We start from the raw sequence: 12,450 nt of genomic DNA, 5'->3' as shown, positions 1-12,450 counted from the left end.
GCCCCCGGGGGGGAAAGTCAGCCGATCCACCCCGATTGGATGCCCGCATACATGAGCCATCCCGCACTGTAGATCAGCGAGAGCGCACCGAGCGCCACCCCCCACGCGGCGATCGGACGACTCTCCACGCGGCCGCGCAACGACATGACCCCCAGAACGACGGCGCCCACCCCGATCGGGAAGCCCCATCCGACCACGATGGCGACGATGAGGGCCACCACGGCGAAGCCGAGGGAGAGCGTTGCGAAGTTGGCGGGTGCGCCGGAATCCGTCGTCGGCAGGGTCGCGGTCGTCGCGGGGAGCTCCTCGTGCTCGGCGACCTGCTCCCGCACGTCCACGGGCGCGGTCGGCGGGCGGGTGAAGCCGCCGCGGTGCGTGCCCGGGAGCTCGGCGGGCTGCGTCGGGACGATGACGTCTTCGGAGGGCGACGCGACGCGGGCGACGACCGGCACGTCGTCGACGGGCTGCTCGTGCGGCGAAGGTTCCAGAGCGGCGGCCGCCGCCAGCAGGGGCTGCGCGGCCGCGTCGTCCGGCCCGTACGCGAATGCCGGCCGCGCCTGCTCCTCCGGCGCGTCATGTCCCTGTTCGCGATTCACCGCTGCTCCGCCACCTGGATCTCAGTGACCGGCAGTGTGGAGTCGGCGCCGAAGCGGAGCGTCGACGGAGCACGCCCTGCACAGATCAGCTCGGCGGCCAGCGCCGCGATCATCGCCCCGTTGTCGGTGCACAGGCTCAGCGGCGGGATGCGGACCGCGACGCCGGCCGCGGTGCCGCGCTCGAGAGCCACGTCGCGCAGCCTGCGGTTGGCGATCACCCCACCGCCCAGCAGCAGGCGCGGCACGCCGTGGCGCTCGCACGCATCCAGCGCCTTCGTCACGAGCACGTCCACGACCGCCTCGCGGAAGGATGCGGCGACGTCGGGCACGGAGGCGTCCGGGGTCTGCTCGAGGTAGCGCGCCACGGCCGTCTTCAGGCCCGAGAACGAGAAATCGTAGCGGTGCTCCGCCATGTCGGAGGCGCGGGAGAGCCCGCGGGGGAAACGGATGGCGGTGGGGTCGCCCTCGGCGGCGGCGCGGTCGATCTGCGGGCCTCCCGGGTAGGGCAGGCCGAGGATGCGGGCGACCTTGTCGAACGCCTCCCCCGCGGCGTCGTCGACCGTCTCACCGAGCAGCTCCACGTCGCTCGTGAGATCGCGCACGAGCAGCAGCGACGTGTGGCCGCCGCTGACGAGCAGGGCGACCGTCGGGTACTCCAGCGGGGCCGCATCCGCATCGAGGATGTCGGCCGCGATATGACCGACGAGGTGGTTGACGGCATAGAGCGGCTTGCCAAGCCCCACGGCGAGCGCCTTCGCGGCGCCCACGCCCACCATGAGCGCACCGGCGAGCCCCGGACCCGACGTGACGGCGACCGCGTCCAGGTCGTGAAGGCCGACCCCGGCCTCGGCGAGCGCCGCGTGGATCGCGGGCTGCAGCGCCTCGAGGTGCGCACGCGCGGCGACCTCGGGGACGACACCGCCGTAGCGGGCGTGCTCGTCCATGGAACTGGCAATCGTGTTCGTCAGCAGCTCACGGCCGCGGACGATGCCGATGCCGGTCTCGTCGCAACTTGTCTCGATGCCGAGCACGAGAGGTCCGCTCACGAGCACCATCCTCCGTTCACACCGGATGCCGCCGCATCCTCGCCGCGGGCGGCCGCCCACGCCGGTACGTCCACGCGCATGACGATCGCGTCGACGTCGTCGGGCTGGTAGTAACGCGGACGCCGGCCGGCCTCGACGAAGCCCTCCGAGGCGTACAAGCCGCGGGCGACGGGGTTGTCGTCGCGCACCTCGAGGAACACTTCGCGCACGCGACGTTCGTGGGCCTTCGAGAGGAGCGTGCGCAACAGGGCCCGTCCGAGGCCTCGTCCGCGCGCCGTCTCGTCCAGAGCGATCGTCTGGATGTCGCCGTCGCGCGCTCCCGCGGGCGCACGCAAGCCTGCGTAGCCGATCAGCCGACCGCCCTGCTCGAGAGCGATGTAGTGCCCGTGCGGTGAGGCGAGTTCTTCACGCATCATGGCGTCGCTCCACGCGTCCGTGGGAAAGCTCGCCCGCTCCAGACGCATGATGGCGTCGAGATCGGCGGGTGTCGCCGCACGGATCACGACCCCACCCGCTTGGGCGCGTGCGGGCTCGTGACATCGGGCGATCGCAGATAGAGCGGTTCGTCCGCGGCGATCATGCGGCCGGCAGCGACGGCGCGGGCACCGCACAGCGCGAGGACCGTCGCGGGGATTGCACTCGCGTCCATGCGCGCAGCGCCGAGCGCCGCGAGGCGGTCGTCCAGCTCGTCGCGCGGGCTCAGGGCGGGACCGGTGATCCGCTCGGGTAGGCCGTCGTCGTCGAGGCCGCGGTAGACCGTGTAGGCGAACTCCCGACGCCGCGCGTCGGTGACGACGGCGAACGGGCCGGGCTCCGCATCCTCCATCGCCGACGCGAGCAGCACGCCCAACGCGACCGCATCGTGGCTGGCGACGGGAACGACGGGCACACCGCGGGCGAGCGCGAACGCACGCGCGGCCGCGATCCCGATCCGCAACCCGGTGAAGGGACCGGGGCCCATGCCTGCGACGACGTGCGTGATGCGGGCGTCGTCGTCGGCTCCCAGTCCCGAGCCGTGCGCGGCCGTGGTGCGCGCGGCCTCCGTCACGGTGAGAAGCAGATCGCCGATGACCTCGGCGTGCCCGAGAGGGTTGTCGCTGGAGACCTCGGCGCGCACGACGCCGTCGGGGTCGATGACGGCGAGCGCCGTTCCGAGCGAGGTGTCGATGCCGAGGAACACCCCTCCAGGGTAATGCGGCGGCGCCGCCGCGCTCAGACGGTGTGGTGCGTGATCGTCACCAGACGCGGCGTCTCGGCATCGAGGTCGTCGTTGTGGCGCTGATACGTGCCGCAGGCGCTGTCGACACCGCGACCGTCCCACTCGCGGTCGAGCTCGACCTCCCACCAGGAGTCCACGATCGCCTCGATGAGTCCGTGGCCCCATTCCACGACCACGACCGACCCCGGCAGGTCGATGTCGAGGTCGTCGAGCTCTGCCGCCGAACCCAATCGATAGGCGTCGACGTGGACCAGCGGCGCTCCGCCGGTGAGCGAGGGATGCGTGCGGGCGATCACGAACGTCGGGCTCTGGATCGGACCGCGCACACCGAGACCCGCCGCGATCCCGCGGGTCAGGGTGGTCTTTCCCGCTCCGAGCGCCCCCGTCAGCACGACGACGTCGCCCGCGTGCAGGCGCTGTCCGATCTGCCGGCCCAGCTGCTCCATGTCCTGCGGCGAGACGATCTCCCGTTCGCCGAGCAACTCGCCCATCGCCCGCTCACCGACACCGTTCGTCATGTGGTGTGGAACATCGGCGGTGCTGAATTCATGCCCGCTCATCGCTCGATATCGTGCCGGGGCACGCGCGCGCCGATCCGCGTGACGATCTCGTAGTTGATGGTGCCGGCAGCATCCGCCCAGTCGGTCGCCGAGGGCACGCCGAGGGTCGGATCGCCGAAGAGGACGACCTCGTCGCCCACGTGCACCTCGGCATCGCCGACGTCCACGACGAACTGATCCATCGCGATGCGCCCGGCCACCGTGTGACGCCCGCCCGCGATGCGCACCGGTCCCGCGCCGGAGGCCTGCCGCGGCACCCCGTCGGCGTACCCCAGCGGCACGAGCGCCAGCGTCGTGTCGCCGTCCGTGCGGTAGTCGTACCCGTACGAGACCCCCTGTCCCGCACCGACGCGCCTGACGGCCGCGACGGCAGCGCGCAGCGTCATCGCCGGGCGCAGGCCCAGATCCGCGGACGAACGGTCGTCGAAGGGCGACAAGCCGTAGATGCCGATCCCGATGCGCACGCAGTTCAGGCGGGTCTGCGGCAGGGCGATAGCGGCGTGGGTGGCGGCGATGTGGCGCAGACGCGGCGTCAGGCCGGCGGCGGATGCGGCGGCGACCGCGTCCTCGAAGCGCGCGAGCGCCGCCAGGTCGTCCTCGGCGGAGGCGTTGGAGAGGTGACTGAAGATGCCGATCACACGCACCCGACCCAGCCGCTCCCAGCGAGCCGCCTCCGCGAACAGTGCGGCATAGTCGGCGGGCGAGGCGCCGTTGCGCCCCAGTCCGGTCTCGAGCTTGAGGTGCAGCACGGCGGGGCGATCGCCGCTTCCGGCGGCGGCTGCCGCGTTCAGCTGATCCATGTTCGACACGCCCAGCTCGATGCCGCGCTCGACCGCCTCGCCGAAGGAGGCGCCGGGAGCGTGCAACCACGCGAGGATGGGTGCGTCGATCCCGGCGCGCCGCAGGGCCAGCGCCTCGGCGATGTCGGCGACACCGATGCGCGTCGCACCGCCGGCGAGCGCTGCAGCGGCCGACCTGGCGGCTCCGTGCCCGTATCCGTCGGCCTTGACGACGGCGATGACCTCGACGCCCGTCAATCGGCGCAGCTGACGCACGTTGTCGGCGATCGCCTCGACGTCGATGATCGCTTCTCGCATGACCCCGGCCGGCAGCGTACTCATGGGACCTCCCGTCGCCGCATCCACGGTACCGGGTGACGCAGGACGCTCAGCGCCGCCACTTGGGCGCGGGCGGCTCCCATGCCGCGAATCCCGCGAGCAGCGCTGCCGGGTCGGCGGCGACGCCGAGGGTGTCGCGGAAGGCCGCGGTCAGGAAGCCGGCCTCGACCATGCCGTCCAGCATCGCCCCCAGGGGGGTCCAGTAGCCGTCGACGTCGTAGAGCGAGACGGGCTTGCGGTGCAGACCCAGCTGCAGCCAGGTCCACGCTTCGAAGAGCTCCTCGAGGGTGCCCGCCCCACCGGGCAGGGCCACGAAGGCATCGGCGAGCTCCGCCATCCGCGTCTTGCGCTCGTGCATGTCCGCCACGATCTCGAGCCGCGTGAGGCCGGGATGGGCGAGTTCCGCATCCACCAGGGTCTGCGGGATCACTCCGTGCACCTCACCGCCGGCGGCGAGTGCCGCATCCGCCACGACACCCATGAGTCCGGCACGCCCGCCGCCGTACACGAGCCCGATGCCGGATCCGGCGAGGGCATGGCCCACCGCGGCCGCGGCCTCCGCGTAGGCCGGCGAGGTGCCGAGGGCGGAGCCGGTGTAGACGGCGACGCGCGCGATCATACGGGTGCCGCCTCGGCGACGACGTACGCCGTCGCAAGGCCCGCATCGTGGCTCATCGACAGGTGCAGCGCCACGATGCCGCGCGCCGCGACGACATCGGCCGTGGAGCCGGTCAGCGCGAAGATCGGTCGTCCGGAGGGCTCCGAGGCCACCTCGATCTCCACCCAGTGCACGCCGTCCGAGCCGCCGAGCGCCTTGATCAGCGCCTCCTTGGCGGCGTAGCGCGCGGCGAGCGAGCGCGGCTTCAGCACGCGCTCGGCGGGCGAGAAGAGGCGGGTCAGCAGGCCCGGCGTGCGCGCGAGCGTGCGCGCGAACCGCGGCACGTCGACCAGGTCGACGCCGATTCCGACGATCATGTGCCCTCCCGGATGCGGCGGCTCGCCGCATCCGCCACCCTATCCGCGCCCCGGATGCCCGAGTTGCGTCGCATATGCCCGCCTGCCGCGGGAATGCGCGAGCGCGCCTGTTCATCACAGGCGCGCTCGCGCAGAAGTGTGGCCCTTACTCGACCGTGACCGACTTGGCCAGGTTGCGCGGCTGGTCCACATCCAGGCCCTTCGCCGTGGCGAGACCCATAGCGAAGATGTGCAGCGGGACGACCGCGAGCAGCGCCTCGAACAGGGGGCCGGCGAGCGGGATGTGCAGCACCTCGTCGGAGAACGGCAGGACGCTCGCGTCGCCCTCCTCCGCGATCACGATGACGCGGGCACCGCGCGCACGGATCTCCTGGATGTTGGAGACCACCTTGTCGTGCAGCACCGAGGACTCGCGCGGGGACGGCACGATGACGAAGACGGGCTGGCCGGGCTCGATCAGCGCGATGGGTCCGTGCTTCAGCTCGCCGGCGGCGAAGCCCTCGGCGTGGATGTAGGAGATCTCCTTGAGCTTGAGGGCCCCCTCCAGCGCGATCGGGTAGCCGACGTGTCGGCCGAGGAACAGCACCGACCGGGTGTCGGCCATCCAGTGCGCGAGCTGCGTGATGCGCTCCTGCTGCGTCTCGAGGATGGTGCTGATCTTGCCGGGCACCGACTCGAGCTCGCGCACGTGGTCGGCGATCTCGGCTGCCGTCAGCGACCCGCGCACGCGCGCGATGTGCAGCGCGAGCAGGTAGATCGCGGTGATCTGCGCGACGAAGGCCTTGGTCGAGGCCACAGCGACCTCGGGGCCGGCGTGCGTGTAGACGATCGCATCCGACTCGCGCGGGATGGTGGCGCCCTGCGTGTTGCAGATGGAAAGCGTGCGCGCGCCGCGCTCACGGGCGTACTTGACCGCCATGAGGGTGTCCATGGTCTCGCCGGACTGGCTGATCGAGACGACGAGCGTGCGGGGGCCGATCACCGGGTCGCGGTAGCGGAACTCGTGCGCGAGCTCGACGTCGACCGGGATGCGGGTCCACAGCTCCAGCGCGTACTTGCCGGTCTGCCCGGCGTACGCTGCGGTGCCGGCCGCGATGATGACGACGCGATCGATATCGGCGAAGAGCTCGTCGAGTCCGTCGAGCTCCGGGACGACGACGACACCGTCACGGATGCGGCCGCGGATCGTGTTGGCGACGGCCTCGGGCTCCTCCGAGACCTCCTTCGCCATGAACGAGGACCATCCGCCCTTCTCGGCGGCGGCAGCATCCCAGGTCACTTCGAACGGCTCGGGCTCCACCACGTTGCCGGCGAAGTCCGTGACCTCCACGCCGTCGGGGGTGATGGCGACGATCTCGTCCTGGCCGATCGCGAGCGCGTTGCGGGTGTGCTCGACGAACGCCGCCACGTCCGAACCGAGGAAGTTCTCGCCCTCGCCGAGGCCGATCACCAGCGGCGAGTTGCGGCGTGCGGCGACCACGAGTCCCGGGTGGTCCTTGTGCATCGCCAGCAGCGTGTACGCGCCCTCGAAGCGGCCGACGGTCGCGCGGAAGGCGGCGATCAGGTCGCCGGATGCGGCGTATTCGCGGCCGATCAGGACAGCGGCGACCTCGGTGTCGGTCTCGCTGCGGAAGGTGTAGCCCTCGCTGACCAGCTCGGCCTTCAGCTCGGCGAAGTTCTCGATGATGCCGTTGTGGATGACGGCGAGCTTGTCGTCGTCGGCCAGGTGCGGGTGCGCGTTCGCGTCGGTCGGACCGCCGTGGGTCGCCCACCGCGTGTGACCGATCCCCGTCGTGCCGTCCGCGAGGGGGAGGCGCGCGAGGTCGTCGCGCAGCACGCTCAGCTTTCCGGCACGCTTTCGCATCCCCAGGTCGCCGTCGGCGTCGATCACGGCGATGCCGGCCGAGTCATATCCGCGGTACTCGAGACGGGCCAGACCCGAGATCAGGATGTCCTGGCTCGGCCGAGGGCCGACATATCCGACGATGCCACACATGCGATCCATCGTAGTTGGGCGCAGCCGTGAACCCGCCCGACGCCCGACCGTGCAATCCGTGGGGGTGGCGAGGGTGGGCGCCGCTCGGGCCACGCGAGTCGACGGCGGCCAGGGCGGGCGGGGGCGTCAGAGCTTGCGCAGGAGCACCGTCTCGACGGCGTGGGAGGCTCCCTTGCGCAGCACGAGCGAGGCGCGATGACGCGTGGGCAGCACGTTCTCGATGAGGTTCGGCAGGTTGATGCTGTTCCAGTAGTACGCGGCCCGCTCACGCGCCTCCTCGTCCGAGATGTCCGCGAGCACCCGGAAGAAGGAGTTCGGGTTGCTGAACGCGGCATCGCGCAGCGCCAGGAACCGGTCGGTGTACCAGCGTTGGATGTGCTCGGGTTCGGCATCCACGTAGACCGAGAAGTCGAACAGGTCGCTCACCGCGACGTCGTGCGGAACGGGCGGCGGCTGCAGCACGTTGAGACCTTCGACGATCAGGACGTCCGGCCGGTGCACGCTCGTGTGCGCGTCGGGGACGATGTCGTACCGCATGTGCGAGTAGTACGGCGCGCGCACCTCGGCGGCACCCGACTTGACCGCCGTGAGGAACGCGATCAGCGCGCGGCGGTCATAGGACTCGGGGAAGCCCTTGCGGTCCATCAGCCCGCGCCGCTCCAGCTCCGTATTCGGGTAGAGGAAGCCGTCGGTCGTGACGAGCTCCACACGGGGCGTGCCGGGCCAGCGGCTCAGGAGTTCGCGCAGCAGCCTGGCGATCGTCGACTTGCCGACGGCGACGGAGCCGGCCACGCCGATCACGAACGGAGTGGTCTCGTCGGGTTCGCCGAGGAAGGTGCTCTCCTCCGCGCCGAGGCGCTTCGTGGCGGATGCCCGCAGCGACAGCAGCCGGCTCAGGGGAACGTAGACCTCGCGCACCTCGGCGACGTCGAGCATGTCGCCCAGCCCGCGCAGCTGCACGACCTCGCCCTCGGTCAACGGCTGATCCATGCCGCGGGCCAATCGGGCCCAGTCGGCGCGGTCGATCTCGCGGTACAGGGACTCGGCTGACGCCGCCGGCAGGGTGGTCTCCTCTGGCACCCGCCCATCGTAGTGGCGGCGCACCGGCGTGGCGTTCCCCCTTCGCAGCGCGCGGAAAGGTCCGCGCCGCTACTCTCATCGGGTGCGGCTCGGAGTTCTCGACATCGGTTCCAACACCGTGCATCTGCTCGTGGCGGATGCACACCCCGGCGGAAGGCCGCTCGCGACGACGAGCCACCGCACCGTGCTGCGCCTCATGCGCTACCTCACGCCGACGGGTGCGATCAGCGAGGAGGGCGTCCGCGCACTCGAGGATGCGGTCGCCGAGGCGCGTGAGACGGCACGGCGCGAGGGTGTCGCCGAGCTGCTGGCGACGGCGACCTCCGCGGTACGCGATGCCACCAACGGGGAGCTCGTCATCGCCAGGATCGAGGAGGCGCTTGGCCAGCCGCTCCAGGTCCTCGGCGGGGAGGACGAGGCGCGCTTCACCTTCCTCGCGGTCCGACGCTGGCTCGGCTGGTCGGCCGGCCAGATCCTGCTCTTCGACATCGGCGGCGGCTCGCTGGAGATCGCCGCGGGCGCGGACGAGCTGCCCCAGCTCGCTGCATCCGTCCCCCTCGGCGCCGGCCGGATGACGGTGGGCTATCTCCCCGACGATCCTCCCGGGGAGGATGCGGTCGAGCGCCTGCGCGCGCACGCCGAGGAGGTGCTCTCCCCCGCGGCAGCCGGGTTCGGGGCGCTGCCCCGGCCCGACCACGTGGCCGGCTCGTCGAAGGCCATCCGCTCGCTCGCCCGCCTCGCCGGGTACCCCGTGCCGGGATGGTCGCAGAGCGAACGACTGCTGCTGCCGCGACAGGCGCTCGGCTCGTGGATCCCTCGTCTGGCACGACTTCCCGCCAGCGCCCGGCAGGAACTGCCCGGAATCACCCCCGACCGCACCTTCCAGATCGTGGCGGGGGCCGTCGTGCTGCACACCGCGATGCGCGCACTCGACATCGACGAGCTCGAGGTCAGCCCGTGGGCGCTGCGTGAGGGCGTGCTGCTGCGCTACATCGAGGCCATGGCCTGGGGCTGACGACCCATAGCCCCCAGGGGTGGGGCGAACATAGACTGACCGCCGTGATCCGCGGGGGGGGTCATCTGCACCCGACCCGCGGATCACGGTACCGACGTCCCCCCATTGGCGGCCGCCGCCATCTCGAGAGCAGGGCCTTCCGTCGGTAGGAACGAAAATATGCCAACTCAGGACGAACAACAAGACTCTGGACGCAGAGTCCATAACGATTCGTCACAGACGGGCCGCGCAAGACGCATCCCTCGTGACGAGCTGCGCCGTCGCGTCCTGGATGCGGCGGCCGACCTCCTCGCGGACGGCGCCGTGAGCGTGGGGCTGCACCAGCTCAACATGGAGGAACTCATCCGGCGCGTCGGTGTGCCCCGAAGCTCCGCGTTCGCGGCGTTCGGGGGCAAGGACCAACTGCTCTCCGCCCTCATGCTGCGCCTGCTCGAGCCGCGCGGCCCCCATCCGATCGGCTACTCCGCCGCCACCATCCAGATCGCGACCGCGGTCTTCGAGCAGTACTCGGACCATCTGGTCGACGCGGCCGGCGCACCCGACCCCGTGGGCGTCGAGCGGGTGCTGCAAGAGTCCGTGCGCCGAGCCATCGGGCAGAACGTGCTCGACACGATGGCCTCCACCGAGTGGAAGAACTACATGGCGCTCTCGGTGTCGGTGAGTTCGCTCCCCGACGACCAGCAGTCGGAGGTGCGTCGCGCGCTGGCGGCGAGCGAGACGCGGTTCCTGGCCGAGATCGCCGAGATCTACCAGCGGGTTCTCGCCCGAGTCGAGCGCGAGCCGGTCCCCGGCGTGACCTGGCTGCAGATCGCCGCGGCCGGGGCTTCGCTCATCGAGGGCATGGCCAGCAAGCGCCTCGTCGGCATCGAAGGCATCGACGACGTGGTGCTGCGCGAAGGGATCGACGGCGAAGAGGTGCCCTGGGAGCTGCCGGCCCTGGCGTTCTGGTCGCTGCTCATGGGGCTGACTCAGCCCGCCGGAGAACCCCGTCACACAGCCTGAGCCCGCCCGGGCGAGCCGATAGGATACGGGGGCGCCCATCCCTCACCATCCGGGCGCGCAATCCACCCTGTCTACGAAGGAATCCCCGTGGCGAGACTGCGCATCGCACTCGTCGAGGATCAACCTCTTTACCGTGACATGCTCGTGGGTCTGCTGCGCGCCGTCCCCGACTTCGAGCTCGTCGTCGCCGTGAGCTCCGCCGCGGAGACCATCGGCTTCCCACGCGATCTCGACGTCGCGCTGCTGGACATCACGCTTCCCGACGGCGACGGCATCGAGGTGGGCCGTCGCCTGCAGGAGCGGCAGAGCTCACTGTCGATCGTGCTGCTGTCGGCCGTGGACCGGCTGAACACTCTGCTCGACGTGCCGGAGGAGCAACGCCGCCGGTGGAGCTACCTTTCCAAGACCTCCGCGCTGTCGGCGCCTTCGCTGGTCTCGGCGCTGCGCGCCAGCGCGAGCGGGCGCAGCGTGCTCGATCGCGAACTCGTGGAGCGTCGCCGGGCACGTCCGCGAGGCCGCCTGGCCGCCCTCAGCGCCCGCCAGTTCGAGGTGCTGACATTGCTGGCCGAGGGACTGACGAACACCGCCATCGCCCGCAGGCTCAACCTCGCCGACCGCTCCGTCGACAACCATGTCAACGCCGTCTACAGCTCACTCGGACTCGGCGGGGATGCGGAGCGGAATCCCCGCGTGAGCGCCGTGCGCATCTTCCTCGAGGAGAGCGCGTGAGCGCAGATCCCGCGAGCGACTTCGCTCTTGTGGATCGGGCCGCCGATCAGCGGCAGTTCTCCTTCGTCGCCCTGAGCCTGGGCGGCACCCTCTCGCTGGCCATCAGCGCTCAGGCCGTGCTCCTGCTCGGAATCAATGCGGTGTCGCTGCGCGGCACCGACGCATCGCCGTTCGTCGATCTCGTCATCCGGGTGACGATCAACCTCTGCGGCGTCGCGATCGCAACACTCCTCGCGACCCGCGCGCGCCTCATCTCCCGCGCGGGGATCGTTCGCGTCGCGGTGGTCGTCGGCTGCGCGGGGTTCGCGGCGGCGTGCCGTGCCGCCGCGCAGATCCTCGCCGGGATCTATCCCTCCGTGATGCTCGCGCTCGCGGATGCGGCCATCGCGACGCTGCTCATGTCGGTGACCTTCGTGTTCGCCCTGCAGAGCGTGGGCTCGCGGCGCCGCGCCCGGGAATCCGAGCGCGCACGACTCGCCCAGGCTGCGCAGGCGACGGCGGCTCTGGCCGCCCTGCAGGACGAAGAGCTCCACATGCGGCGGGAGATCGCGGACACCCTCCACGGCACCTTGCAGGGACGCGTCGTCATGCTGCAGGCCGACCTGCGCGCGTTGGCCCGCGGATTCGACGGACTCGAGCGCGCCCAAATCGATCGGATCGGCCAGGAGCTCGATGCCTTGCGCGAGAACGAGCTGCGTGCCGTGAGCGCCACCCTCTACCCGGAAGGCATCGATCGAGGACTCGTCGCAGCGCTCAGGGCGCTGGTCTCGCGCATCCCGGCCGCGATCGACGCATCCTTCGTCGTGGTCCCCTCGGGGGCCGAGCCCGAGCTCGACCTGGCTCGCCGCCTCGCGCTCGTGCGCGTCGCGGAGGAGGGCGTGTCGAACGCGCTGCGGCACGGGCTCGCCGCGCGCATCGACACCGTGCTGCACGTCGGGATCGACGAGGTCGCCCTCAGCGTGCGTGACGACGGCATCGGAGTGGACCCGAGCGCCGTTCTCAGCGGACTGCGCCGCCTCACCGACCGGTTGGGCGGGCTGGGCGGACGCCTCGAACTCCTCCCGACGGAGTCGGGGGCAGAGCTCGTCGCGCGTGTGCCGCGCAAGTGAGACGC

Annotated in this window: 14 protein-coding genes; 4 read left to right on the top strand and 10 right to left on the bottom strand. The window is 71.2% G+C overall.

Features of this window, described 5'->3' with window-relative positions; translation table 11 throughout:
• Positions 1-17: 17 nt before the first annotated feature.
• The 10 genes from ACYVJS_RS01840 to coaA all read right to left on the bottom strand — a co-directional run bounded on the left by ACYVJS_RS01840 (position 18) and on the right by coaA (position 8,590).
• A complete protein-coding gene (locus ACYVJS_RS01840) occupies positions 18-596 on the bottom strand; it encodes a hypothetical protein (RefSeq protein WP_460737222.1) in 579 nt (192 codons plus the stop codon).
• On the bottom strand, positions 593-1,651 hold the full coding sequence (tsaD, locus tag ACYVJS_RS01835; protein ID WP_460737220.1) for a tRNA (adenosine(37)-N6)-threonylcarbamoyltransferase complex transferase subunit TsaD: 1,059 nt from the start codon (positions 1,649-1,651) through the stop codon (positions 593-595). The genes ACYVJS_RS01840 and tsaD overlap by 4 nt, the downstream gene beginning before the upstream one ends.
• On the bottom strand, positions 1,639-2,145 hold the full coding sequence (gene rimI, locus ACYVJS_RS01830) for a ribosomal protein S18-alanine N-acetyltransferase (protein ID WP_460737218.1): 507 nt from the start codon (positions 2,143-2,145) through the stop codon (positions 1,639-1,641). The genes tsaD and rimI overlap by 13 nt, the downstream gene beginning before the upstream one ends.
• On the bottom strand, positions 2,142-2,822 hold the full coding sequence (gene tsaB, locus ACYVJS_RS01825) for a tRNA (adenosine(37)-N6)-threonylcarbamoyltransferase complex dimerization subunit type 1 TsaB (protein WP_460737216.1): 681 nt from the start codon (positions 2,820-2,822) through the stop codon (positions 2,142-2,144). The genes rimI and tsaB overlap by 4 nt, the downstream gene beginning before the upstream one ends.
• A gap of 32 nt (positions 2,823-2,854) precedes the next feature.
• The gene (gene tsaE, locus ACYVJS_RS01820; protein ID WP_460737484.1) at positions 2,855-3,352 is read right to left on the bottom strand and encodes a tRNA (adenosine(37)-N6)-threonylcarbamoyltransferase complex ATPase subunit type 1 TsaE; all 498 of its coding nucleotides are present in this window, start codon (positions 3,350-3,352) and stop codon (positions 2,855-2,857) included.
• A gap of 65 nt (positions 3,353-3,417) precedes the next feature.
• A complete protein-coding gene (alr, locus tag ACYVJS_RS01815; protein WP_460737214.1) occupies positions 3,418-4,542 on the bottom strand; it encodes an alanine racemase in 1,125 nt (374 codons plus the stop codon).
• A 46-nt stretch (positions 4,543-4,588) separates the two neighbouring features.
• Positions 4,589-5,158: an LOG family protein gene (locus ACYVJS_RS01810; RefSeq protein WP_460737212.1), complete on the bottom strand. Its 570-nt coding sequence runs from the start codon at positions 5,156-5,158 to the stop codon at positions 4,589-4,591.
• Positions 5,155-5,514: a holo-ACP synthase gene (locus ACYVJS_RS01805; protein WP_460737210.1), complete on the bottom strand. Its 360-nt coding sequence runs from the start codon at positions 5,512-5,514 to the stop codon at positions 5,155-5,157. The genes ACYVJS_RS01810 and ACYVJS_RS01805 overlap by 4 nt, the downstream gene beginning before the upstream one ends.
• A 145-nt stretch (positions 5,515-5,659) precedes the next feature.
• Positions 5,660-7,510 (bottom strand): glutamine--fructose-6-phosphate transaminase (isomerizing), encoded by a 1,851-nt coding sequence (glmS, locus tag ACYVJS_RS01800; RefSeq protein WP_460737208.1) that lies wholly within the window; start codon positions 7,508-7,510, stop codon positions 5,660-5,662.
• Positions 7,511-7,636: 126 nt separating this feature from the next.
• Complete coding sequence (gene coaA, locus ACYVJS_RS01795; RefSeq protein ID WP_460737206.1) at positions 7,637-8,590, bottom strand: type I pantothenate kinase; 954 nt, start codon at positions 8,588-8,590, stop codon at positions 7,637-7,639.
• A gap of 82 nt (positions 8,591-8,672) precedes the next feature.
• Between coaA and ACYVJS_RS01790 the strand changes: the two genes are divergently transcribed.
• The 4 genes from ACYVJS_RS01790 (at position 8,673) to ACYVJS_RS01775 (ending at position 12,445) form a co-directional block, all read left to right on the top strand.
• On the top strand, positions 8,673-9,605 hold the full coding sequence (locus tag ACYVJS_RS01790) for a Ppx/GppA phosphatase family protein (RefSeq protein WP_460737204.1): 933 nt from the start codon (positions 8,673-8,675) through the stop codon (positions 9,603-9,605).
• Positions 9,606-9,764: 159 nt separating this feature from the next.
• A complete protein-coding gene (locus tag ACYVJS_RS01785; RefSeq protein WP_460737202.1) occupies positions 9,765-10,607 on the top strand; it encodes a TetR family transcriptional regulator in 843 nt (280 codons plus the stop codon).
• A gap of 87 nt (positions 10,608-10,694) precedes the next feature.
• Positions 10,695-11,336 carry a response regulator transcription factor gene (locus ACYVJS_RS01780; protein ID WP_460737200.1) on the top strand — a complete coding sequence of 214 codons (642 nt, stop codon included), beginning with the start codon at positions 10,695-10,697 and terminating at the stop codon, positions 11,334-11,336.
• Entirely contained in the window at positions 11,333-12,445 is a 1,113-nt protein-coding gene (locus ACYVJS_RS01775; RefSeq protein ID WP_460737198.1) for a sensor histidine kinase, read from the top strand. The genes ACYVJS_RS01780 and ACYVJS_RS01775 overlap by 4 nt, the downstream gene beginning before the upstream one ends.
• Positions 12,446-12,450: the final 5 nt, after the last annotated feature.

The organism is Microbacterium neimengense, assembly GCF_054782995.1.
This window is presented reverse-complemented; position numbering and strand designations above follow the sequence as displayed.

Bases quoted from the DNA above. Each gene is read 5' to 3' on its own strand.
- ACYVJS_RS01810 (WP_460737212.1), bottom strand. From the start codon at position 5,158: ATGATCGCGCGCGTCGCCGTCTACACCGGCTCCGCCCTCGGCACCTCG.
- alr (WP_460737214.1), bottom strand. From the start codon at position 4,542: ATGAGTACGCTGCCGGCCGGGGTCATGCGAGAAGCGATCATCGACGTC.
- ACYVJS_RS01805 (WP_460737210.1), bottom strand. From the start codon at position 5,514: ATGATCGTCGGAATCGGCGTCGACCTGGTCGACGTGCCGCGGTTCGCG.
- tsaD (WP_460737220.1), bottom strand. From the start codon at position 1,651: ATGGTGCTCGTGAGCGGACCTCTCGTGCTCGGCATCGAGACAAGTTGC.
- ACYVJS_RS01785 (WP_460737202.1), top strand. From the start codon at position 9,765: ATGCCAACTCAGGACGAACAACAAGACTCTGGACGCAGAGTCCATAAC.
- tsaE (WP_460737484.1), bottom strand. From the start codon at position 3,352: ATGGGCGAGTTGCTCGGCGAACGGGAGATCGTCTCGCCGCAGGACATG.
- glmS (WP_460737208.1), bottom strand. From the start codon at position 7,510: ATGTGTGGCATCGTCGGATATGTCGGCCCTCGGCCGAGCCAGGACATC.